Below are 22,782 nucleotides of genomic sequence, written 5' to 3' on the forward strand. Positions count from 1 at the left end.
AGCCGTGCAGTCGATGTGGTTTAATCCGATGTCTGAGTTGGGATAGAATCTGGGAAAAAGACAAAACAGGAGAGTCGAGTGAGTTTTCATTACCTGGCGCGGGGGATCATTCGCTCCGAGGGCCATATTCTGCTGGTGCGGGCGATTGGCGATACTATGACCTTTCTGCCTGGCGGCCATATTGAATTTGCGGAGCCGGCGGCATTCGCGCTGGCCCGTGAATTGTGGGAAGAAGCCTCGATCGAGGCCACTGTCGGTCGATTTGTCGGAGCCGCTGAAAATGAGTGGTTTGATCATGGTGTGACACAGTCTGAGATTAACCTGATTTTCGAGGTGAATACGTCTTTGACACATTCTCAGCCAATTACTTCGAATGAATCCCATCTGGAGTTTTTCTGGGTGCGCTGTGAAGATATTGAGCAGTGGAATCTTTACCCTGAAGCGCTGCGGGCATTGGTTAAGCAGGAAAGACTGCCACAGCAGGCGTTCTGGGGTTCTGGCGTTAGTGGCGAAAACACCGTTTCGTGCTGATTTCTGACCGGTAAGTAAGAAAAATCAGAAAATATGGTCGATATGTAACCACTTGAATCATTGAGGGGTTTACAGTTAAATCCTGAATGCGTAATATTCGCCGCACTTACGGAGAGATGGCTGAGTGGTTGAAAGCACCGGTCTTGAAAACCGGCATACGTTAATAGCGTATCTAGGGTTCAAATCCCTATCTCTCCGCCACATTCTGGAAGTTGGGCGCAAGCCGGATTTCACAAAGAATTGGAGCGGTAGTTCAGTTGGTTAGAATACCGGCCTGTCACGCCGGGGGTCGCGGGTTCGAGTCCCGTCCGCTCCGCCACAACAACGAAGCCTCGTCAGAAATGACGGGGCTTTTTTGTTTGTGTTGGATTATAGGTTTGTCCTGCGGACAAATGAGTCCCGCTGGAGCGCCAGCCCGGCCGTTCCGCCACAACAACGAAGCCTCGTCAGAAATGACGGGGCTTTTTTGTTTGTGTTGGGTTTAGGTTTGCCCTGCGGGCAAATGAGTCCCGCTGGAGCGCCAGCCCGGCCGTTCCGCCACTACAACGAAGCCTCGTCAGAAATGACGGGGCTTTTTTGTTTGTGTTGGATTATAGGTTTGTCCTGCGGACAAATGAGTCCCGCTGGAGCGCCAGCCCGGCCAAATACGGTCTTAGCCGTTCCGCCATGACATCACTGCCTCTGAGTAGAACGTTAGGTGTATCGTCAATACTTTTTGGCAATCATTTTTCAATATTTCTTACCATTTCCCTGCTGAATTCCACCTTTTAAACCATAAGTCCCGGCGGATACTTCGTTAATGATTACACTTATGAAAATGAGTTAGTCAAAGAAGGGAGGGAACATCATGAGTAATGAAGCGCCAACCACTGAGCTGCCCTGTGAACGAACGGACAGTTGCGATGAAATCAAGCAGCTGCTGTTTCCGAAGGATAAAGACTTGGGCGACTTTATCGTGCGTCGGGCTTTACCGAGTGCCTTTCTGAAGAAAGTCGGCCCGTGGGTGTTCTTCGACCATATGGGACCCGCTCAGTTTGACGCAAATAACGGGCTGAATGTCCGGCCGCATCCACACATTGGTATTGCAACCGTGACCTATCTGTTTGAGGGGGAAATTTTGCACCGGGATTCGCTGGGGACAGAGCAGACGATTAACCCGGGTGACATTAACCTTATGGTAGCCGGAAAAGGTATTGTTCACTCAGAACGTGAACGCCCGGCTGTGCTTAACCAGGATCGCACACTTCACGCGCTTCAATTGTGGCTGGCTCTGCCGGAAGATGATGAAGATACAGAGCCAATGTTTTACCACTACGAAAGCCAGACCATTCCGGTTGTAAAGCAGGATGATGTGACAGTCAGGGTGATGATGGGGAGCGCCTATGGTGCCACTTCTCCCGTTAAATGTTATTACGACACATTGTATCTTGAGGCGGCCATTCCGGAAGGTCATACGTTAGTCTTGCCCGAGGCGGACGAAAAAGCCGTGTATGTACTGGATGGTGAACTGACGCTGGGTGGAGAAACGCTCCCTCGCTTCGCGTTTGCAGTATTGCCCGGTGACTCGGAATGCCCTTTGCAAGCGGTTAAGGACTCGCGCATCGCTGTGGTTGGAGGGGAAGCCATTAGTCATCGGTATATTGAATGGAATTTTGTTTCCAGTGACAAAGAGAAAATCGCTCGTGCCAAACGTGACTGGCAGGATCAGCAATTTGATAAAGTCCCCGGCGACGAAGAAGAGTTTATCCCTTTACCCAAATAAAATAGCCAAATAAAACGATAGATGAATCTGTGAGCCATTCCCCAAGTGACCATGAGGCCTGCAAAGGTGTCATGGTTTTTTATTTGTCTTTGTACGGAATAGCGTTGCGCCGACGTAATGATGAAGTCTCACTTTGTTAAAGATGGTAAACTGAGTGCTTATTAAATGGTGGGTTGTCAGGCAACGTATGCCAAGCACAGCTGCCAGGATCGGATTTTCAAAGGGAGAGCATTGTGAACCAGAAGTTTTACCTGAATGGGGTTTACCGTGGTCAGATAGCACAGCGGTACGGTCTGGAAACGGCGATTGATAAATCGCTCGTTGTGGAAAAAGTTTACCTCTCTTTGACCGGTCTTGACGGCGATGAATGTGCTGATAAGCGTCATCATGGCGGACCAGAGCGAGCGCTGCATCAATACCCCAGTGAACATTATGCTTACTGGCAACAGCTGCACCATAAAGAGGGAGGACAAGATGCGCCAAAGTGGCAAGCTCCGGGAATGGGAGAGAACATCAGTTCAGAAGGCATGACGGAAGAAACGGTCTGTCTTGGCGATCGCTATCGCTGGGGTGAAGCGGTGATCGAAGTCAGTCAGCCTCGTTCCCCCTGCTTTAAACTGAACAAGCGTTGGGGAGTGGATGCGATGTCGGTCAATATGCAGGCCATCAGCCGTTGTGGCTGGTTATACCGCGTTATTCAACCGGGTTTGGTCAGTGTGACCGATCCACTGGTGCTGATTGAGCGTGAACCCAATGCCATGACTTTGAAGGCTGTGTGCGACATCTTTTTCGGTGACCCGCTAAACCATGAAGGGTTAAAACAATTGCAGCAACGGCGAAAATTGTCCCACAGCTGGATGAGTAAGGTAGAGCTGCGCCTTGAAACCAACCAGGTAGAAAACTGGAATTTCAGGCTGTTAGGCCATGCCTGAAAATAAGCTTTGACAGCGTGAGCTCTGATTGCCCCCGTCAGCAACAACGGGGGAAATCGAAGGGGAACAAAAGAAAAAGGGCTAATGGATCCAACCGGAATCAGTTACCCCAGATCGCAGTGACGAATTCCGGATGGTCCACAAACGGATTTCGGTTGCCCTGAAATTCATATACCGACTGATTGCGGTCGAGCTCTTTTTGGCTGACCGGATCGTTGGTGTGCCAGCGTTTGAGCATGGCCAGTAGCCAAGGCTCAAAGACTGTGGTGTTGGTGCCATCCAGAACGGCATCTGAGTTTGTGGTGTTGCCTTCCCACGACGCGATTTCATTTTCGTAGCGGGTGGCTATATAGAAATAGGCGCGGGCAAAGTCCCCTTTAAACTCGTCAACAGGCTCGAACACCGTCCCGTTAAAGCCGAGTGCCGCTTTTGCCTGCCCAAGCTTTGAACCGTTGCTTGAGGTATACGTCACGGAGCCTACCTCACCAAATGGCCAGTTGCTTCGTTTGGCATTGACGTATCCATCGGTGGCAAAGAGGTGATGACCATCTGAATTCATCGGTTCAACCTTGCCGCCAAACCAGCTTTTCGGGAAGGAATGCTCCCGATTGTAACAATCGCCTTCCTTGCTGTACTGGCCGCACTGGTTCGTGACTTTGGTGAAGGTAACGGCATCTGAATCCGAAGGATTCTCTGAATACATATCCAGAATTGAACCGTCTTTTTCATAGTAGTTATCCAGATCTGCCTGTTTCACTAGCTCCCAAATCGCCGTGTAACCCTGGCTGTTATGCTGACGAATGATATTGTGCAGCGCGGTTTTTAGTGCAAAACCGGTTTTACCTTCTGCGGCCTGATAGTAGGCCTCCAGATCCTCTGTACCGGCTGGCGGATCGACCGGATCGGTAGGCGGCTCAACGGGATCGGTGGGTGGTTGCGGTATTGCCGTGCTGTCGGTCGGACGGAAATGATCAACATACACCACTTCAGTGCCGTCAAACCCGGAGGCATCATAAAAGCGCAGGCCGACCTGAATATCTTTCGTGGTGGCGGCGGTATAGTTGAAGCTGATGTCCTGCCATTGCTGTGGTTTGAGATTATCGGAATAGCCCTGATAGCCGTCAGCGATCAGACGGGCTTTCAGGTTCCCTTCGGTATGGAAAACTGAAACGCTGAAATCATAACTTTTGCCTTGCTCGACATGCACGGTTTGCAATAAATCGGTATTGCTCTGTGTGCTGGTGCTTACGAGCACTTCTGCAGCTAATCCACCTGATTTTACCTGGGTTGAAGAAGGAGCGAGGCTGATCCCACTATCAATGACTTGCCAGCCAGCAGGCACATTGCCATTCCATTGCTCAAAGTCGCCATTCACGATTTGAGCAACACTGTTATGTGACATCAGGAGAGCAAGCGCACTCAAAGTAAAAGTTTTACAGTTCAAATAGCCTTTCAAATAGCTTTTCATATAGGTCCGTACATAGCCTTCTGATTTTATTGGTATAAAAGTGCCCAAAGCATAATGGTTAACAAAATGTTGTTACTCGTCGAACATCACAAAATCTGATGACCAAACAATGATGTTTGCTGTAAAGCTGAATGACGATCACAAAATGTTGGGCAGGTCGTACCATGATGGAAAGTGCATCAATCTTAAAAGAGCCATGCTTAGGTTAAGGGGCATGATCAAAACGAGAAGGCAAGAAGCCATTGGCTGGCACCAAACCGGAGGCAACCGTGAAAAGTCTGTTATGGCTGGTAATCATCGTGTATCTGGTCAGTGCAGTGATGTTGTCTGTATTCCAGAGAAAAATGCTCTATTTTCCGCAACCAGCGATGTCGATGTTGGGTGAAAAGAATAGCCGGTTTACCGTAAACGGGGTGACGTTAAGCGGCTGGGTGATCAATCCAGGGCAGCCTGAAGCCTTGATTTACTATGGCGGTAATGCCGAAGCGATCGAGCTGACGATTCCCTTTTTCCGCTTTCTGACGGGGCTCACGCGCCAGATGGAGTGGGCCTTGCCATTCCCGCCATTGCCAGAGCGGCTGACCCATGTCAGTGTTTATCTGATTCCGTATCGGGGTTACGGCGATAATCCGGGGCACCCAACAGAACAGCATTTATACCGTGATGCAGTCGCTCTGTTTGATCAGATTGCGCCCCGCCATCAATCTGTCTCACTGATGGGGCGAAGCCTTGGCTCGGGAGTGGCGACATATGTCGCGGCTGCGCGCCCGGTAGAACACTTGGTGCTGGTGACCCCTTTTGACAGTATTGAGCGGGTTGCCAGAGACTTTTATTGGATGTTTCCCGTTTCTTTATTGCTGAAAGATAAGTTCGCTTCGGTGGCTCGTGTTGAAGCGATTACGGCACCAACGACCGTGATAATTGCTGAACATGACCAGATAATTTCCCGTGCCCGTACTGACGCCTTGATAGCACATTTTCCCCTCCGGCAAGTCGCAGTGTTCGTCATTGCTGGTGCTGAACATAATAATCTGCAGCTATTCCCAGACTACGCCACGGCTGTTATCGGCGCATTTCTTTCTCGAACATAGCTTCCCGAACTTAGATTTCTCGAACATAGATTTCTCGAGAATAGCTTAGGTGCAGAAACGTCAACCCCGCGATGTCTCATTCGAGCCGATACATAAACATAATAAAAGGTTATAAATACTTCGTGAATGACGGCGGATGATCATTGGATACTGTCAGGCCAATGTCTCGCTGTAGGTGGCTGTTTATCGGCAAGACACTGAGGGATGCGCGTTTTTCTCGATGGGGTCTGATCCCGATAATCTCCTTATTAAAAAGGGAAAGATGAAAATCCAGGTGCCATTTTAAAACCAGCTTTACCATGATGTTGTCCTTAGTTGGGGTGGCTTGATGGTCTCAGTATGCGTAATATTGCCTATTGTCACGAACGACGATTTATTACACTTACTATAAGCAGGAGTTATGGGCTGAAATGGATAATCGGCTGAGGTGGTTAGCGGGACTGCGTTACTTTGAAGTGGCTGCCAGACTGAGCAGTTACAGTAAAGCTGCGCATGAGCTGTGTGTCAGTCAGGCGGCGGTGAGTCAGAAAATTCGGCAGCTTGAAGAAGGACTCAACTGTAAATTGTTTGCCCGCCAGGGAAGGGAAATGGTGCTGACTGCGAAGGGACAAACCCTGTTTGAACAGGTCACTCGCGGGTTCAGCCATATCGTGTCAGGTCTGAACGCTATCCAGGCCGAACCGCTGGAAGGGATGATGGCCGTTAACACAACGCCGTCCTTTGCTTCTCGCTGGTTGATGCCCAGGTTATGGAAGTTCACGATGCAACATCCCGGCATTCCTATTCGGGTATATTCGACCACCGACGATCCGGTGATTCGGTATGGTCACATTGATGTTGCCATTCGTCAGGGGTATGACAAGCAACTTGGCGAGGGGATATTGTCGACCTTTTTATATGAAGAACCGGTTTACCCAATCTGCTCGCCGGAACTGGCTGTCTCCCTGTCACTTCAACATCCGGAACAGTTACTCAACTGTTGGCTTATTCACGGGGTCGAAACCAGAAATTTTACCTGGCGAAAATGGTTTGAGCTGGCAGGTGTAAATATGGCCGAAGACAAAGTGCAATGGATGGAAGTCAGTACCTTTGATATGGGGTTAAGCGCAGTGATGGCCGGTCATGGTGTGTGTCTCGGGACGGAAAGTCTGGCCGGGGATTTCATTGAGCGCGGGTTGTTGGTGAAGCCCTTTGATATCGGTATGACACCGGGTGTGCGCTATACCCTGCATTCTGATCCGACCTCACCGCGCGCCGAGCGAATCGCCGCATTTACGGATTGGTTGCAACAGGAAGTGGGTCGGCATGAAAAAGCGCGATGACGTCGGTATTTTTACTCGGTAACCAACGTATACATTGTCGTGTGCTGCCCGCTGGTTAACGATCTTGATTGCTGTTGCTGTTGCTGTTGCTGTTGCTGTTGCTTTCGCCTGCACAGGTTGTGCTGTCCAGACGACATGTCTGGCAGTATGAACGGCCCGTCAGCAGATAGGAAAAACGATAACGGTGTTGGGCAAAAAAACGGTATCCGGCATCGGCCAGGAGCCGAATCACGGGTAACCGGAGTAAGCCAATCCAGTGTTTATGGCCAACCAGAGACCATGCGGCATAGGTCGCATCCAGCCCCAGCAATAGCTGACCGTTGGCGGTTTTACCATGCAGAATTTCCCGCGCTTTGACCGGGTCGATGTCTGGGTACCGTGTGCCGAAACCGTCTTGTTGAATATCTTCCAGACAGAGGCGCTGCAGCTGATCGGCATGGTGCAGTCGCTGCATTTCAGCCACGCACAGTGGGCAAAAGCCATCATAAAACAGGGTCAGTGCAGGTGGTGTCATTGTCATATCCCTAGGCGCGGACTGTTATTTGGAATGTTTTGAGTATACGGCCTGTAAGGTAAAAAGAGATCACTGCATTGTAATTGCAAGGCAATCAATTAGTTAAAAAACCCCATTCAAAAAAGGTATTTTTACTTAAAAATTATCATACTATTTGGCATAATCGGCGGGTTGCTTTTTTTTGCTCTTATGTTGAACGCTGTTTTATTTTGTGTAGGTAGGGGTTATGACCAAAATTGTGCTGGTGGAAGATGATGCCAAATTATGTGACTTGCTGGGGGATTACTTTCGGCAACAACAGTTTGAAGTAATAACCGTCACCGATGGCAATGAGGCACCAGCTGTGATTATTCGTGAACAACCGGATTTGGTCATACTGGATTTGATGTTACCCGGCATGGATGGACTGAGTGTCTGCCGGAAAGTGCGTGCGAAAGTGAAGAGTAAAATCATGATGCTGACCGCCAGTGACGATGACATCGATCATGTGGCTGGGCTTGAAGTCGGGGCTGATGATTTCGTTAATAAACCCATTAAACCGCGCGTGTTACTGGCGCGGATTCGAATGTTGTTGCGTCGTGATTTGAATATGCCTTCCCCTGCAGAGTTCAGTGCATCTGGGGCTGGTGTTCAAGCGGCGACGGATCCCCAGTATCGCTATGGTGCGTTGACAATCAATCAGCGTCGTCGTACTTGTGAACTGGCTGGCCAGTCTATCTGTCTGACTGACAGCGAGTTTCGCCTGCTCTGGTTGCTGGCCAGTCAGCCTGATGAGGTCCTCACCCGCGATTACCTGGTAATGGAAACCCGGGGGATTCAGTACGACGGGTTGGATCGCACGATTGATAACAAAATTGTCAGCCTGAGAAAGAAGCTGGACGATAACCCGTCACTGCCGAGAAAAATCATTACCGTACGGGGTAAAGGCTACTTGTTCGTGCCGGATCGCTGGTGACACGGAGCGCAGAAATGAAACGGCTTTACCTGGAGTTTTTTGTTGGCCTGTCCGGGCTGTTTTTCCTTTGTGTGGTCGCTGTTTCCTACGTCACTGAGGAGCTGACACCGGACTATGAAGCCGAAATAGAAATTAGTTATGTCGCCAGTGTAATGCAGATTCTGGGGGATGTGGCGGCGCAGCGGGGGCAGGAGCAGGCTGAGCAGCTTTTTGAGGGCTTTGTTGAGCGAAGCCATCTTAAGGCAGAACGCTATAGTTGGGGGCATCCCACGCTGACTGCCATTGAAGCAGAACAACTGTTCAGACACGGTGCCGTTTTTGAGGATGAAAATCAGTATTGGGCGACATTTGGCAACAAGCAATGGATCTATTATCTAGAGCCAGACCGCACCCAGACGATCTGGCAATACCTTGATTATGAAGTCGGCTTCTTGTGGTTGTCGTTTGTGGCGACCTTTGCCCTTTACAGCGCACTGATGCTGAAAATTCTGGCGCGCCGCTTTCACATGCTGGAAGAAGCAACCATGGCTTTTTCTGACGGTGACTTCAATGTTCGCGCTTCGGAAAAGCCGGGCCATCGGGTCGGGCGGCTGAATGAACGATTTAATCAGATGGCGGATAAAATCGCTGAGCTGATTGTCAGCCACAAGCAACTGACCAATGCGATCGCTCATGAGCTACGCACTCCGATTTTTCGGGTGCAGTGTCAACTTGAAATGCTGGAAGATACACCGCTGAACACCACTCAGCAGGGGTATGTGGCTGGTATTATGGATGATATGGAAGAGCTGGAGCAGCTGATTGATGAGCTGCTGTATTACGCCCGAATGGAGCGCTCCGGTATTACGTTGGCAATGAAAGAACAGGATGTCGCTGAAGTGCTGGCTCTGACTGTGAATCAGTGTCAGAAAGACACCAATAAGACGTTGCGTCTGGAGTGCCCGACCGACTGTACGTTTACTGTCGATGCGCACCATCTTGGACGCGCGGTGTCGAATCTGGTGCGTAATGCGTTTCGCTATGCGGAAGACACCATCATCGTCCGCTCATACTGCCGACAAGGCAGGTTATATATCGATGTCGATGACGATGGATGCGGGATTCCGAAGGATGAACGGCAGAAAATTCTCCAACCCTTCTATCGTATCGGTACGGCGCGTGATCGGCAGAGTGGCGGGCACGGCTTGGGGCTGGCGATTGTCAGTCAGGTAGTGTCCATGCACCGTGGTGAATTGCGGGTCGGTGACAGCGATACGGGTGGTGCGAGGTTCACCATTATTTTGCCTGGGGCGTGTTGCTAAAGGGGGAAGCTGGCAAGGCCTGCGGTTTAACTGGCCAGCGCGATCAAATGCAACAGGGCAACGATGCCGGTCAGCCGATTTCGCATCGGCTGGTAGCTGGCGGGCTGCCCTTCTTTTTCAACTTCACGGATCTTTTTTTCGGCAAACCAGATAGCAATGAAGCCAAACAGCAAAGCCAGCAGTGACCAGACATAGTGTTCCGGTGATCGTAGCAGGACTCCCCAGGCGATCACTGCGAACAGAATACTCAAGAGTAAGGCATTTCGGCTCAGGGTGCTTTTGATATGATCAATCGCATTTCCCCACAAAATCCCGGCCAGAAAACTCAAAATAACCGCACTGTAGGCAATAAATACCTGTCTGGCCTCAAGGCCGAACAATGTCTTATCCAGCCAGATGCAGAGCAGGGTAATCACAAAAGGCAGCAGACCAAGGTAGGCCAAGCGGGACATCGTCTGATCGGGAGTCTGGGTCATCAGTGGCTTCCTTCAACGGAACTGGATAACAATGCTGGATGACAAAAAACATCATGTAAAAAAGCATAGTAGATTCTGACGGTTACTTCGTCTTGTTTGGGGGACGTAATGTCGCCCTCAGGCATTGCGTTGGCTATGGCACTAGCACAAAATCGCAGTTAGTTCTGATAAACTCAATCATTCAGGAGCGCAAAAACTGACCGACATCAGGCCATTGCCGCCATCAATTTACATGATTATTACCAATTTTTTTTGTGAGGTATTACCATAGGATGTCAGCTGAAAAAGAATGAGAGAAAGAATGAATACGCCTTTACTGACTATTGTGGCCATGCTGCTTTTACCTGTTGGTTATATTCAGGCTGAGACGACGGAGAGCACGCCGGTTGTCTTTCAGTCAATTCCAGAAGTGATGACGGCGTTAGAAAGTGCTCCTGAATACCGAAAAAAAGCCGTCACGCTGGGCCGTTTACCGCATGCAGTCGAGATGGGCAAACCTTTCCCAACCTATGTGGCGGGTGAAGATGGTAAACCTAAACTGGAAACGGAAAATGTGGTTTCCGAAGGTATCGTGATTGCCCGAAACCCGGAACCGGTGATTGGCGCTGTGTATAACGAATGGCTGGTGCCGCAGGACACCTGGACAAAAAACTACGGTGAATTACCGCTGTTTGACAGTTTTATGCCGTTTAAACGAGTGAAAACGATTAAGGCCATCCCGATCACGGAAGAAGTGTTGAATTGGTTGGGCAGTCAGGACGGAAGTACCGCGATCATTGCGGTTGACTGGAATGAGCAGGGCATGACGGTGTACAAAAATGGCTACTTGTCGGATGGCGGGTATGGCATTGCGCCGGATGAAATGGAAAAGACGTACGAGCGTGTTGAATAACCCTGTTTAAAGTCGCTGAGGATTTCATCGCATTATCTGTCAGTCAGCGGTCAATACCCTCGAAAATTTCGATAACACAAATTAAGAATTAAAAGACTGCGCGCCATTACGCGATTTTCGTCTGAGCTTAACCCCGATACAGGAAACGAACACATGCACGTTACTCACACCACTTATCATGACCAGAAATTTACCGGTGATGATCTGCAGCAGGCAACTTTTGAGCACTGCATTTTCATCCGGTGTGATTTCATCCGGTGTGATTTCAGCCGGGCAGATTTGAGTGAGGCGCAATTTGTGCATTGCCAGTTTATTGAACGGGGTGAGCAGGACGGCTGCTCATTCAGCTATGCCAACCTGAAGGAGGCGAGCTTCAAGCACTGTAATCTCAGCATGGCCAGCTTCTATGGCGCTGAATTGTTTGGCGTCGAAATGCGTGACTGCCAGCTTCAGGGGGCATCGTTTCAACGTGGTCGCTTTGCTAACTATCTGACACAAAATACTTATGTGTGCTCGGCATACATCACGCGCTGTAATCTGTCCTATGCCGACCTGGAAGATGTCGCTTTGGATGAATGCGAGCTGTTTGAAAATCGCTGGACTGGCGCCAACCTGCTGGGGACATCAATGAAAGGGGCGGATTTGACCAACGGGGAGTTCTCTCAGGATGTCTGGGGGCAGTTTGATGTAACGGGGGCAAATCTCAGCCATGTTGATCTGAGCGGACTGGATGTCAGACGGGTCAACCTTGAAAATGTCACTATCTGCGAATGGCAGCAAACTCAGCTATTGGAGAACCTGGGTATTTTAGTGTTGCAGGGGTAGAAAGAGAGCCCACTAAATGAGAGTGGGCTTATTTAAATTAAGCCTGCTTTAAGCAAACAAGTGGAACTGTGAAACCTTGGCTTTTTTCAGCGATCTCAGATGTAGTGACTTTTTTCTTGTTAGTTGAGTTTTGAATTCGTACTTCTGATTCATTTAGGAACAAGTTGATCATAGAGGATTTAATTGCATCCTTATTAATATTAGTTATCATTCCTATTACATCACCATATTCAGAGACAACAGGCCCACCAATGTTTCCATTATTTATCTCATTGGTTGTTTTCATGAAGCGAATATCATTATTTTTACCTAGCGCTGAACTGATAATCCCATCTGTGATTTTTCCTTGATAGGATGGGATTTTTGAGTTTACAACATCGGATAGGTCATACCCAAAGGTGTAGGTTTTATCACCTTGTTTTGTTTTTGTTTGTGAGCTGATTTTTGCATAGTTACTGACAGGCGAGTTTAGCTTTAGCACGGCTAGACCATTGTTTTTGTCTGCTCGTAAGACGGTTGTATCGTGAAGTTGACCATTACGTTCAAAACTTATTTTAGTACATGAGTCAACCATATGGCTGGTTGTAAGTAGGTGCTCGCTACTGATAAAGAAACCTGATGCTCTCTTATTTAGAACTGGAACATAACTTATGCCTTGGTAGATATAGTTATAATTATTGACTGTGGGTTTATTATAAGGAGCGACATCAAAGCTTTGTAGAGCTCCGTTTGACATTGGAATCCCATTTACTTCAGTGACGTTACAATTTTTACCACCAGACTTAATACATGTTTTATTTGCCATCTGAATGGCTTCTTCTTCTGTTTCTGCTCCCCATGCTGCTCCGGCAACATTGTTAATACCAATTGAATAAGCCTTGTTGTTTGGCTTAGCTCTATATTGATTATATAAAAAATCGGCACTGGTCATTGTTGTTTGACAGCCAGTTAAAAAGAAAGCAGCAGTGATAAACCCAATTGTTATTTTATTTTTATTCACACTTATGTCCCGATAATATAATGAGAAAATAAATAGGGATGACTATTTATTCCTATATTAATTAGAAATTTACTTTTAGAGTATCTCTGAAGATTAAAAATGTTAATTGCTGAACAAAAAAAGAGAAAATAGCGGTCTGGAATCGTCGAATGAAGTCGTTTTTCATTTGATAATTACTTTCCTTATCCTGATGACCGAAAGGGTGATGACAATCCCATACATTGTCACAAACTAAAATCTCATACTATTGCGCACTTGATTAAATTGAACATTGTTCCTATATGTGCATATCAAGGCTGTGGATATGAGATACCGCTTAAATAGCTCCACGTTTACCCTCATTGTCGCCCTGTATTTTACGCTGTTTCAGAATATTGCCTTGTGGCAACACCTGGCGGTGCTCTTTTATCAGCAGCCGGGGTGGAGCTGGGGTTTTGCACTCAGCTTGCCATTAGTCATTCTAACCCTGATGAATCTGGTTTTTACCGTCTTGATTTGGCCCAGAGGGTATCGCTGGATGCTGATGGTGCTGGTTGTGGCATCTACGGCGGTGACCTATGGCATGAGCCAGTTTGGTGTGGTCTTCGATTACGGCATGATGGTGAACATTTTCGAAACAGACTTCTATGAAGCCACCAGTTATCTGTCCTTGTCTGTATTGTGGTGGTTTTTGGGGCTAGTCGTATTGCCGCTATGGGCGGTACAACGGGCAGAGGTTCGTTTTCCTGAAACAAAACGGCGATTGCTGATATCAAAATGCTTGAGTTTGAGTGCATCGGTGCTGATTCTAGTCGTAATCGCTGGGGTGTATTACAAAGATTATGCTTCGTTGCTGCGTAACCATAGCGAAGTAAAATCATTGATTAACCCGACAAGCTACACCAGTGCCGGATTTCGGGTGCTCAAGAACCGGTGGTATGAATCAAGGGTTCCATTCACTCAAATCGGTACCGATGCGGTGAATCTGAATGCCGGTAACACGTCGCGGAATGTGATGGTACTGGTTGTCGGGGAGACCGCTAGGGCCTCAAATTATGCCCTCAACGGGTATTCACGCAATACCAATCCTTTTTTAATCCACGAAGATGTTCACGCGTTTCGTCAGGTCGTGTCATGCGGGACTGCCACTGCGGTTTCATTGCCTTGCATGTTTTCCAATATGCGCCAAGAAGAATATAGTGCTGCTCTTGCCCGGCGACAGGAAGGGTTGTTGGATGTACTGCAGCATGCCGGAATTGATGTGCTGTGGAAAGACAACAACAGTGGCAGTAAAGGGGTCTCGGATCGGGTGAGGCATATTCAGATCACACCGGATCAGGATGCTGCCCTCTGTCCTAACGGGATATGCTTTGATGGTATCTTACTGAAAAATATGGATAAGGAGCTGGCAGCACTGAAAGGTGACGGTATTATTGTTTTGCACCTTTTAGGCAGTCACGGTCCAACTTATTACCAGCGTTATCCGGAGTCGTTTGAAGTGTACAAACCCGTATGTCGAAGCAGCGAAATACAACATTGTTCGGCGGCAGCCCTGCTCAATACCTACGACAATACGTTGGTATACACCGATTACATTCTGAGCCAGGTCATTATCAAGCTAAAAAGGATGGGCGATACGGTGAACACCGCGATGCTTTATCTGTCTGACCATGGGGAATCGCTGGGCGAAAAGGGCATTTATTTGCATGGAATGCCTTATACTATCGCTCCGGAAACTCAAACCCGAGTGCCGATGATTACCTGGTTTTCAGCGTCGTATCAGCGGCAGCACAAGATAAACAGGGAATGCGTTAGCAGACTGGCCAGAAAAGCAGACTTGTCGCACGATAACCTGTTTCACACTGTACTGGGCATGATGCAGGTACAAACCCGTGAGTACGATGCTCATTTAGATATTTTTGCTATTTGTAAGGAATAACGTTCATCATGAAACCCGGAGCAACAGGCGTAAAAAGAATTTTTAATGCAGCAGGCTATTCGGCAAAAGGACTGATGGCAGCTTGGCGGCATGAAGAAGCCTTCCGATTGGAAGTAATGATTCTTGTGGCTGCCGTGGTGGTCAGCTGGTGGTTACCGGTGACCCCGATTGAGCGTCTGGCTATGATTGCCAGCGTCGTGCTGGTCATAATTGTGGAGCTGCTGAACTCCGCCATTGAAGCGGTGGTCGATCGCATCAGTGATGAATACCATGAGCTGTCAGGTCGGGCGAAAGATATTGGCTCTGCGGCGGTGATGGTCAGCATGATTCTGTGCGGACTGACCTGGCTAGTGATTTTACTGTTCTGAAGCTGAGAAAGCTAACAGACAGTTTCTCGTTAACTTTTCCAGCAATAGCGCTCAATGACGAAAGGCTGCCTTCCGGCAGCCTTTTGTCTCTAAGTGGCTTATACGCTTCGTTTCGCCCAATGGCGTAGTGTGCGCGATATACCTCGCGACTACTCCTTAATGAGCGATCACCTTAGTAAACGATCACCTTAGTAAGTGATTCGCAATTAGCTACGAGAGATTGTCCATTGCTCGTCACAATCGCGGCAGACCAACGTGGCATCGCTGATGCTCTTGCTGGTGATATCCGTATTGGCAGAATCACACTTAGGGCAGTGAGTACGGGTCGGCGGACAATTAATGTCGACACACTGATTCTGGTTATCTTTCGTTTTCACCATAGGTTGGTTGCATTCTGGGCACAACATAAATAAACACTCCTTATCAAGCGGCTGACACCTTGTCAGCGATGCTTTTTCGTTATGTGTATTTTATTTTCCTGACTGGCGTTGGCAGGATGCTAAGCGACCAAAAGTGCGGAAAATAAAATACAGCGCCTTTATTATCACTCTTCATCCGGTATGACCACTTTCCGGGGGATGTGATTACCGGTTTGTTGATAAGCTTCATAAAAACGACAAAACAGAGGATTATGCTGCTATCCGTCTGGATATGCTTTGAATTTCACGTATTTTGTTCATGGTTAATTTCCCCTTGTGTCATCATAGTGTCTTGCTGATGTAACTTTACTGTCAACTGGTTGCATTACTTTGCCTGTTTTTTAACGAGGGTAAAGGATGTTGCCTCCACTACGTGCACTGGTTGCATTTGAAGCGGTTGCCCGGTTGGGTTCCATTGGTGCAGCGGCGCGCGAACTGCACGTTACCCAGGCCGCTGTCAGCCAACAGTTGAAGAGTCTGGAGCAGTTTCTCGGCTGTGAACTGTTCGAGCGCAGCCAGCGTGGCGTCAGCCTTACGTCGGCCGCTCAACAGTATTTGCCTGCGGTAACGGGATCCCTGCAACACCTCAGATTGCAAACGGAAATGCTCTTCGGTAAACAGCAGCCCGATGTCTTGCGGGTTAAAGCTAATCATTCTATCGGCCATAACTGGCTGATCCCCAAACTGAAAGATTTCACCACCAAGTTTCCTTTTATACGCCTCGATTTGTCGCTGGTGGACTGGCCATCCCGCGAACCGTGTATTGAGGCAGATGTGGAAATTACCAACGGATTTATCGACAGCAAACATACCCGGGCAGAGAAGCTGTTTCAGGAACAATGGCTGATGGTGTGTTCGCCGACCTTTAAAACACAGCACAGTGAGGCGCTGGCTCGTGGTGATGTGTCCAGCCTGCCGGCTATTCAGGTCAAAGGTTATGAAGAAAGTTGGATGCAGTGGCTGACACATCACAAGCGGGTAGCGGTGGTCCCTAACGTGCAGTTGGAGTTGAGCAATTCCCTGCACGGACTGGAAGCCGTCAAACAGGGGATTGGCATGATGCTAGTGCGCTCGTTAGTGGCGGAGCGGGATCTGCTGGCCGGAAGGGTGGTGCTGGCACTCGAAGGGGCAATGCCTTCTGAATCCGGCCATTATCTGATCACCCCTAATAAACGTGCGGCCAAAGTGAATTTTTTCTGTGACTGGCTGCATCAGCAAACCCAGGTCACGGAAGAAGCTCATCCCCTTACTTCGACTTATCTGTCGGGATATACCCCCTAAGAAAAACTTATGGCAGGCAAAGGAAAATATGACGCTGGTTCAAATATACCTGTCACAGAGCCTGCCTAGGATAGCCCTATCTCGACACAGAACGACTCGAATCATGAAACTTACGCTGCAAACATTTCAAAGCAATGCCAGAGTGCTTCATAGCAATGCCAGGGTGCTGCTGTTCATTGCCCCTCTGATGGTACCTTTGCTGGCATTCTGGATCATTCCTTTTGGCTGGAGCGTGTATATCAGCTTTACGGACTGGGATTATATTTCACCTGCCTATGATCTGGTTGGCATCGAAAATTACCAGTACATGCTGGAAGACGGCGACTTTCATCAGGCGCTGATGAACACATTCCTGTTTGCTTTGGGGGTAGTCATTCCGACCGTCGCGTTGGGATTGATGTTTGCCTTGCTGTTGCAGAAGAACTTTTCCGGCAGCCAGCTTTATCGGGCGGTCATTTTTTCTCCCTGGATCACCCCGACTGTCGCTATATCGATTGTCTGGTCGTGGGTGTTTGAGACCAAAGCCGGTCTGGCTAATTTGCTGCTGGCCAAATTGGGCATGGCACCCATTACCTGGCTGGAAAGCGGTGACAGCGCCATGATTGCAGTCATCATTGTCACCGTTTGGCAGGCCATCGGCTGGACCATGCTGTTTTACATTAGTGCGCTGAATAAGATTCCGGTTTCGCTCTATGAAGCGTCGTTGATTGATGGTTGCAGCCCGGTAACCCGTTTTTTCAAAATCACGCTGCCGCTGATTTCCCCCACCACGTTTTTTCTGGTGATCGTCAACATGATCACTGCGATTCAGGCCTTTGATCAGTTCCAGATCCTGACACAAGGTGGGCCGAGCGGCAGTACCCGCACCTTGCTTTATCTCTTCTACCAGCAGGCATTTGAGCAATATGACATGGGGCCGGCGGCGGCTACGTCGTTAATTATCCTGCTGATAACTGGGGTGCTGACACTGGTTAACACCATTATGGGTAAACGCTGGGTGTATTACTGAGGAATTCGCGATGGTTATGCAATCGACATTTGAATCTAAGCCTTTTGAATCTAAGCCTTTTGAAAATAAGCCACTTGAACAGGGCACCCCATCGGCTGACACGGCAGCCACGAAGCGACTGTGCTCATCTTGGCGGGCAGCAGGCATAACAGCGGTAAAGCATGTGTTTCTCTCGTTGTCCGGCATTGTGATGGTTTTTCCCTTCATCTGGATGCTGTCCGGTTCAATGAAATCGAATGACGAGATATTTGCCAATCCTCTCAACATCATTCCGGCTCAGATCCGCTGGGAAACATTTTCCGAAACATTCGCGCTGGCGCCTTTCGGGCAGTACATCTTCAACAGTTTTTCGGTCGCATTGATGACCACTTTACTGGTACTGGTCACCTCTTCGATGTTTGCCTATGCCATTACGCAGTTGCGGTTTAGAGCCCGTGGTGTGCTCTATGTCGTGGTGATGGCCTGCTACATGCTGCCGGGGGCGGTGACATATATCCCATCCTATATCACGCTGGCGCGCATGGGGCTGCTCGACAGCCATACCGGGCTGGTACTGTCCAATGCAGCCAGTGTGTTCGGGGTGTTTTATCTGCGTCAGGTCTTTCTGAAAATTCATCCGTCGCTGGTTGAAGCTGCGCGTATAGACGGTGCCGGGGAGCTGAAAATTCTGTGGGCTATCGTGTTGCCGCAGTGTAAGGCAGCACTCGCGACCTTGTTCCTCATCACGTTTATTACCAACTACAACAGCTACATGTGGCCGAGCTTAGTGATCACCTCGCAGGAGCTTCACCTGATCGCTACAGGTATCCGTCAGTTCTTTATTGCTGAAGGGAACTATGGCCTTAACTGGTCGCAAATTATGGCTGCCAGCACGATTGCGGTGTTGCCGCTGCTGATCCTGTTCATGATTTGTCAAAGAACAATTTTGTCCGGCATTGCCGATAATGGTGTGAAAGAGTAAATGGATATGAAACTGAAAACACTCGCAATTGTATGTGCAGGCTACGCAACCGGCTCACTGACTTTAGCAGGCAGTGCCATGGCGCAAACGGAAGTCAATTTCTGGTACTCCGGTGGAACCAAGCCGCAGCAAATGATGGCCAAGCTGATTGATGAATTTAACAACAGTCAGGATGAATACGTTATTAAAGGTGCGTTACAGGGTAACTACAAAGAGACCTACCAGAAACTACAGGCCGGGATGGCATCAAAAACGGCACCGGAATTTGTGCTGCTGAACTCGGTGCAGGCGGAATCTATGGCTGGCCGAGAGCTCGTTCGCGATCTGCGCCCGTTTATGGATGCTTCATTCAACTTTGAGGATTTCATTCCGGCGTTTCGTCAGCAGGTGACATACCCAGACGGGACGGTCTACGGGCTGCCGGCCTACGGAACGACCCAGGTGTTCTACTACAACAAAGCTAAGCTGGCTGAACACGGCTTTACGGAGGCCGATCTCTCCACTTGGCAGGGCGTAGCTAAAGTCGCGGCTAAAGTGGCTGAGAAAGATGGCAAAGGGAAAACTACCTACTACGGCTGGGAGCCAATGTGGGGTAAAGACAACCTGATGGATGCCGCTTTTTCTAACGGCGCAAAAGTGATCAGAGATGACGGCAAAACGGTGCTGATTGACTCGCCGGAGTGGGTTGAAGTGTGGGAAAGCTTCCGTAAGTGGATTCACGAAGACAAGACCATGCGCATTCATCACGGTGGTCAGGGTTGGGAATACTGGTATAAAACGATCGACGATGTGATGAAAGGCCGCGCGTTGGGCTATACCGGATCTTCCGGTGATCAGGGGGATCTTGATTTCACCCAACTGGCAGCAACCACACAGCCGGGCTGGGGGTCACATCCTGCCGCTCCTCAGGCGGGCGCGCAGATTTTTGTGATGCCGACCGGCACCGATGAGAAAGCCGCAAAGGGGGCGTTTGAGTTTATGAACTTCTACACCAATGCGCTGAATACGGCACGTTGGTCAATGTTTACCGGTTATATCCCGGTACGTGAAAGCGTGAAAAATGTGGATGAATATCAGACCTACACGAAGAAAAATCCGCAGGCGCTGATCCCGCTGAAACAAGCGGCGACAGCCAGCATGGACTTCTTGGATCCGACAAACGGCAAGATCATGGATGCGTTGGCTATCGCGGCTGATCAGGTGCAAATCGAGAATATTCCAGCTGAAAAAGCCCTGAAGCAGGCTGCAAAACGTGCACAGCGTGCGTTGGATCGGGCGAATCGTTCTTAGCCGTAATCACGACCTCTTAATACAAAGAGCTCTCACGAAGATCTACCAAACAAACCGGTAGTAAGGCTTGTCTGTTCGAGGCAATGCCTTGCTGCCGGGCGCTCTGTGACCATCCTGTTGAATGAGAAATGATGATGCTGAATTTTTCCGGTGAACTGACCTTTGGCCGCCGTATCGAAACGTTTGAGGTACCTGAAGGTACGACAGCGATTTCCCTCAGAGGAACTACGGTAAAAAAAGGGTTTCTTTACGCCTACCTGTTTGATGCCAACCAGCACCTGCGTGCCGGAATTCTGTGGATGAAGCCAGAAAAAGACGTAGTGATTACCCATGATTCCGCCTCGTTGGGCGGCTTGGCGGGGGAGTTGCCCGCTGGTACCTGGTCACTTCACTTGTACAATCTGGAGGGGGAAGATCGCTCTCATAAACCGATGCAGTACCAGGCCGACATCCGGTTTGATGTTGCGCCGGTGATGATGGGGTTGCCAACGGTACCGAATTTGCAACCGGATAACCGGATTGCGTTTGATTACAGTGCGCTAAAAAAACCGGCGGCAGGCTGGTACAAAGGGGACTTGCACGCTCATACCCTGCTGTCGGACGGGCACCATACGCTGGAAGCCGCAGCCGCAATCATTGAAACGCAGGAACTGGATTTTATGTTCCTGACCGAGCATAACCTTTGCCACCCGGCGTTGCCGGATAGCGAACACACACTGATTCTGCCGGGTGTCGAAATCACGACGGACAAAGGTCATTTCAATGTGCATGGTCCATGTCGGGGATTGGCGATGTTTGAGGCCAAACACGCCAGTGCTGACTTGATTGAGCAGGGCATTGCCATGGCAGGAAAGAACATCCCAGGCGCGTCCAGCCACCTTGGGAACATCAGCATTAACCATCCGATGATGAAACCCTGGCATTGGCAATATGCCGACATGCCGCTGGCGCAGGTCGATACGATGGAAATTTGTTGCGATCCGACCTGGTCGACGTCACCGGCTTCCACTGAGCAGGCACTTGAAGTGTTAACGGCTATGTGGCAGTGCGGTCACCGGATTTACGGCGTCGGCGGCAGCGATTCACACCTTGAACCACACGAGCGTAACCCCAAAGCGACAGCACCGTCGATTTACGGTGATCCGGCGACATACGTGTTTTCACATGGCCTGAGTGGTGAAGGCATTTTGGCGGGACTGCGTAACGGGCATGTGTACCTGGAACGTCAATGCGGGCTGGTGGTCAGTATTAATCTTGGTAGCGTGCTGCCGGGGCAGGATGTCGGCGACAGCGTCGTGCATTTTCAGCTGACGGTGAAGGACAAGGTGAATGACTATTACGCGGAATTTATCGCGGACGGTGACGTCATCGCCCGCCAGGCATTACAACCGGAAGGAAGCGGGCTCAAGACCGAGGTTGACGTCGAGATGGCACGCTATCACTGGCTGCGGGTGGATATTCGCCGCGGGACTGTGCCCAGCGATACGCAGCTGAGCCGCGGTGAACGTGGGGAATTTGAAGGGCTGATTAATCCCGTTTTCAACGGCCAGCACGTTCTCTTTGCTGAGCCAGTGGTGACTACCTGGGGGGAACTGATGGCCAGCGACAGCATGGCTGCTATCAAGCAGGCAAATCATCTGGCCACTCAACAGAGTACGCAGAGTAAACAGCAGAAAGTCAAAGGCGTGTTGTTTGATAAAGACGGCACCCTGCTGGAGTTTCATCACATGTGGCTCAAGGTGGCGCAGGGGGTTGTCAACGCGTTGTTGGCGGCGTACCCGGCCCGCAGTGACATAACCGATGAAAAAAACAATGCAGATACTGATGATGCATCAAGCGACGTGACGGCGCAAAGCCTGCTGACAGCAATCGGCGTGTTCGGTGAACGGGTCGATAACCATGGTTTGCTGGCATCGAACCCGGTCGAAGACACTGCCGATGCCTGGTATGCCATGTTACAACCTTCCTGCTCTCGTGACGCTTTTACGTGTCAGGTGAAAACCTTGTTTAATCAGCAAGTCGAAGCGCAGCCAGAGCTGATACAGGCTCTGCCGGGGATTGAAGAATCGCTCATTAAACTGAAACAAATGGGCTATAAGCTGGGAATCGCCACCGCTGATACCAAAGCCGCCACGCTGTACTCCTTAGAGCAATCTGGTCTGCTGGGATTGTTTGACTTCATTGGTTACTCCGACGGCGATATTGCCCCGAAACCCGCGCCAGCGTTAATGAATGCGTTTTGTGCCCATTGTGATCTGACGCCGGATCAGGTGGTGATGTTCGGCGATACCGTGTCTGACATGGTATTCGGCCGCAATGCCGGTGCCCGACGGATTGGCGTGCTGACCGGAACCGCGACCGAGGAAGAATTACGCCCTTACGCCGATTTTGTCCTCCATTCAGTGGCAGACTTTTCACCCAGCCTGCTTGAAACGGCGTAAGCCGTGATGCATCGGCTCCAATGGCT

At 49.5% G+C, this 22,782-nt stretch carries 20 protein-coding genes, 2 tRNA genes and 1 pseudogene; 18 read left to right on the top strand and 5 right to left on the bottom strand.

The genetic code is table 11. From position 1 onward, the window contains the following. Nucleotides 1-78: 78 nt before the first annotated feature. From PGW97_RS16800 to PGW97_RS16820, 5 genes are all read left to right on the top strand, one after another. Nucleotides 79-531 carry an NUDIX domain-containing protein gene (locus PGW97_RS16800; RefSeq protein ID WP_273860182.1) on the top strand — a complete coding sequence of 151 codons (453 nt, stop codon included), beginning with the start codon at nt 79-81 and terminating at the stop codon, nt 529-531. Between the two features lie 110 nt (nt 532-641). After that, a tRNA-Ser gene (locus PGW97_RS16805) sits at nt 642-732 on the top strand. Between the two features lie 41 nt (nt 733-773). Then, nucleotides 774-850, top strand: a tRNA-Asp gene (locus tag PGW97_RS16810). A 528-nt stretch (nt 851-1,378) separates the two neighbouring features. Then, nucleotides 1,379-2,293 (top strand): pirin family protein, encoded by a 915-nt coding sequence (locus PGW97_RS16815; protein WP_273860183.1) that lies wholly within the window; start codon nt 1,379-1,381, stop codon nt 2,291-2,293. Nucleotides 2,294-2,523: 230 nt separating this feature from the next. Further along, nucleotides 2,524-3,225, top strand: a complete 702-nt coding sequence (locus PGW97_RS16820) for an MOSC domain-containing protein (RefSeq protein ID WP_443147147.1) — start codon at nt 2,524-2,526, stop codon at nt 3,223-3,225. Nucleotides 3,226-3,325: 100 nt separating this feature from the next. Here the strand turns inward: PGW97_RS16820 and PGW97_RS16825 are convergent. Beyond that, a pseudogene (locus PGW97_RS16825) lies at nt 3,326-4,558 on the bottom strand (endonuclease); the annotation flags it as partial. A gap of 404 nt (nt 4,559-4,962) precedes the next feature. Between PGW97_RS16825 and PGW97_RS16830 the strand changes: the two are divergent. Together PGW97_RS16830 and PGW97_RS16835 are read left to right on the top strand one after the other, a co-directional pair. Then, nucleotides 4,963-5,784, top strand: a complete 822-nt coding sequence (locus tag PGW97_RS16830; protein WP_273860186.1) for an alpha/beta hydrolase — start codon at nt 4,963-4,965, stop codon at nt 5,782-5,784. A 410-nt stretch (nt 5,785-6,194) separates the two neighbouring features. Then, nucleotides 6,195-7,106, top strand: coding sequence for a LysR substrate-binding domain-containing protein (locus PGW97_RS16835; protein ID WP_273860187.1), 912 nt, complete (start codon nt 6,195-6,197; stop codon nt 7,104-7,106). A gap of 55 nt (nt 7,107-7,161) precedes the next feature. Here the strand turns inward: PGW97_RS16835 and PGW97_RS16840 are convergent, their stop codons facing one another. After that, nucleotides 7,162-7,620 (bottom strand): thiol-disulfide oxidoreductase DCC family protein, encoded by a 459-nt coding sequence (locus PGW97_RS16840; RefSeq protein WP_273860188.1) that lies wholly within the window; start codon nt 7,618-7,620, stop codon nt 7,162-7,164. A 226-nt stretch (nt 7,621-7,846) separates the two neighbouring features. Between PGW97_RS16840 and PGW97_RS16845 the strand changes: the two genes are divergently transcribed. Both PGW97_RS16845 and PGW97_RS16850 read left to right on the top strand, forming a co-directional pair. Continuing rightward, nucleotides 7,847-8,575: a response regulator gene (locus PGW97_RS16845; protein WP_207103943.1), complete on the top strand. Its 729-nt coding sequence runs from the start codon at nt 7,847-7,849 to the stop codon at nt 8,573-8,575. A gap of 14 nt (nt 8,576-8,589) precedes the next feature. Next, a complete protein-coding gene (locus PGW97_RS16850) occupies nt 8,590-9,876 on the top strand; it encodes an ATP-binding protein (RefSeq protein ID WP_217393131.1) in 1,287 nt (428 codons plus the stop codon). A 26-nt stretch (nt 9,877-9,902) separates the two neighbouring features. Here PGW97_RS16850 and PGW97_RS16855 read toward each other — a convergent pair whose 3' ends face one another. Then, nucleotides 9,903-10,352 carry a DUF3429 domain-containing protein gene (locus tag PGW97_RS16855; protein ID WP_217393132.1) on the bottom strand — a complete coding sequence of 150 codons (450 nt, stop codon included), beginning with the start codon at nt 10,350-10,352 and terminating at the stop codon, nt 9,903-9,905. Between the two features lie 301 nt (nt 10,353-10,653). Here PGW97_RS16855 and PGW97_RS16860 point away from each other — a divergent pair, with 301 nt between their 5' ends. Together PGW97_RS16860 and PGW97_RS16865 are read left to right on the top strand one after the other, a co-directional pair. Then, nucleotides 10,654-11,244 carry a hypothetical protein gene (locus PGW97_RS16860; protein WP_273860189.1) on the top strand — a complete coding sequence of 197 codons (591 nt, stop codon included), beginning with the start codon at nt 10,654-10,656 and terminating at the stop codon, nt 11,242-11,244. Between the two features lie 153 nt (nt 11,245-11,397). Then, nucleotides 11,398-12,069, top strand: coding sequence for a Qnr family pentapeptide repeat protein (locus PGW97_RS16865; RefSeq protein ID WP_273860190.1), 672 nt, complete (start codon nt 11,398-11,400; stop codon nt 12,067-12,069). Between the two features lie 37 nt (nt 12,070-12,106). On the opposite strand, the gene PGW97_RS16870 is transcribed toward PGW97_RS16865, so the two are convergent. Beyond that, nucleotides 12,107-13,069 (bottom strand): trypsin-like peptidase domain-containing protein, encoded by a 963-nt coding sequence (locus PGW97_RS16870; protein WP_273860191.1) that lies wholly within the window; start codon nt 13,067-13,069, stop codon nt 12,107-12,109. A gap of 304 nt (nt 13,070-13,373) precedes the next feature. Between PGW97_RS16870 and PGW97_RS16875 the strand changes: the two genes are divergently transcribed. Together PGW97_RS16875 and PGW97_RS16880 are read left to right on the top strand one after the other, a co-directional pair. After that, entirely contained in the window at nt 13,374-14,987 is a 1,614-nt protein-coding gene (locus tag PGW97_RS16875; protein ID WP_273860192.1) for a phosphoethanolamine transferase, read from the top strand. Between the two features lie 8 nt (nt 14,988-14,995). Then, nucleotides 14,996-15,355, top strand: coding sequence for a diacylglycerol kinase (locus tag PGW97_RS16880; RefSeq protein ID WP_047887668.1), 360 nt, complete (start codon nt 14,996-14,998; stop codon nt 15,353-15,355). A 206-nt stretch (nt 15,356-15,561) separates the two neighbouring features. Here the strand turns inward: PGW97_RS16880 and PGW97_RS16885 are convergent, their stop codons facing one another. Continuing rightward, entirely contained in the window at nt 15,562-15,762 is a 201-nt protein-coding gene (locus PGW97_RS16885; RefSeq protein WP_146149673.1) for a hypothetical protein, read from the bottom strand. A 369-nt stretch (nt 15,763-16,131) separates the two neighbouring features. On the opposite strand from PGW97_RS16885, the gene PGW97_RS16890 reads away from it, so the two are divergent. From PGW97_RS16890 to PGW97_RS16910, 5 genes are all read left to right on the top strand, one after another. Continuing rightward, nucleotides 16,132-17,055, top strand: coding sequence for a LysR substrate-binding domain-containing protein (locus PGW97_RS16890; RefSeq protein ID WP_047887669.1), 924 nt, complete (start codon nt 16,132-16,134; stop codon nt 17,053-17,055). 103 nt (nt 17,056-17,158) lie between these two features. Beyond that, complete coding sequence (locus PGW97_RS16895) at nt 17,159-18,064, top strand: carbohydrate ABC transporter permease (RefSeq protein WP_047887670.1); 906 nt, start codon at nt 17,159-17,161, stop codon at nt 18,062-18,064. A gap of 16 nt (nt 18,065-18,080) precedes the next feature. After that, nucleotides 18,081-19,025: a carbohydrate ABC transporter permease gene (locus tag PGW97_RS16900; RefSeq protein WP_273860193.1), complete on the top strand. Its 945-nt coding sequence runs from the start codon at nt 18,081-18,083 to the stop codon at nt 19,023-19,025. Nucleotides 19,026-19,031: 6 nt separating this feature from the next. Next, entirely contained in the window at nt 19,032-20,315 is a 1,284-nt protein-coding gene (locus PGW97_RS16905) for an extracellular solute-binding protein (RefSeq protein WP_273860194.1), read from the top strand. 131 nt (nt 20,316-20,446) lie between these two features. Then, entirely contained in the window at nt 20,447-22,756 is a 2,310-nt protein-coding gene (locus PGW97_RS16910; protein WP_273860195.1) for an HAD-IA family hydrolase, read from the top strand. Nucleotides 22,757-22,782 lie beyond the last annotated feature (26 nt).

Origin of the sequence: Photobacterium sp. GSS17 (assembly GCF_028621875.1) — a bacterium.
GTDB classification, from domain to species: Bacteria; Pseudomonadota; Gammaproteobacteria; order Enterobacterales; family Vibrionaceae; genus Photobacterium; species Photobacterium ganghwense.

Bases quoted from the DNA above. Each gene is read 5' to 3' on its own strand.
- PGW97_RS16815 (WP_273860183.1), top strand. From the start codon at position 1,379: ATGAGTAATGAAGCGCCAACCACTGAGCTGCCCTGTGAACGAACGGAC.
- PGW97_RS16835 (WP_273860187.1), top strand. From the start codon at position 6,195: ATGGATAATCGGCTGAGGTGGTTAGCGGGACTGCGTTACTTTGAAGTG.
- PGW97_RS16840 (WP_273860188.1), bottom strand. From the start codon at position 7,620: ATGACACCACCTGCACTGACCCTGTTTTATGATGGCTTTTGCCCACTG.
- PGW97_RS16845 (WP_207103943.1), top strand. From the start codon at position 7,847: ATGACCAAAATTGTGCTGGTGGAAGATGATGCCAAATTATGTGACTTG.
- PGW97_RS16850 (WP_217393131.1), top strand. From the start codon at position 8,590: ATGAAACGGCTTTACCTGGAGTTTTTTGTTGGCCTGTCCGGGCTGTTT.
- PGW97_RS16855 (WP_217393132.1), bottom strand. From the start codon at position 10,352: ATGACCCAGACTCCCGATCAGACGATGTCCCGCTTGGCCTACCTTGGT.
- PGW97_RS16860 (WP_273860189.1), top strand. From the start codon at position 10,654: ATGAATACGCCTTTACTGACTATTGTGGCCATGCTGCTTTTACCTGTT.
- PGW97_RS16865 (WP_273860190.1), top strand. From the start codon at position 11,398: ATGCACGTTACTCACACCACTTATCATGACCAGAAATTTACCGGTGAT.
- PGW97_RS16875 (WP_273860192.1), top strand. From the start codon at position 13,374: ATGAGATACCGCTTAAATAGCTCCACGTTTACCCTCATTGTCGCCCTG.
- PGW97_RS16880 (WP_047887668.1), top strand. From the start codon at position 14,996: ATGAAACCCGGAGCAACAGGCGTAAAAAGAATTTTTAATGCAGCAGGC.
- PGW97_RS16885 (WP_146149673.1), bottom strand. From the start codon at position 15,762: ATGTTGTGCCCAGAATGCAACCAACCTATGGTGAAAACGAAAGATAAC.
- PGW97_RS16890 (WP_047887669.1), top strand. From the start codon at position 16,132: ATGTTGCCTCCACTACGTGCACTGGTTGCATTTGAAGCGGTTGCCCGG.
- PGW97_RS16895 (WP_047887670.1), top strand. From the start codon at position 17,159: ATGAAACTTACGCTGCAAACATTTCAAAGCAATGCCAGAGTGCTTCAT.
- PGW97_RS16900 (WP_273860193.1), top strand. From the start codon at position 18,081: ATGCAATCGACATTTGAATCTAAGCCTTTTGAATCTAAGCCTTTTGAA.
- PGW97_RS16905 (WP_273860194.1), top strand. From the start codon at position 19,032: ATGAAACTGAAAACACTCGCAATTGTATGTGCAGGCTACGCAACCGGC.
- PGW97_RS16910 (WP_273860195.1), top strand. From the start codon at position 20,447: ATGATGCTGAATTTTTCCGGTGAACTGACCTTTGGCCGCCGTATCGAA.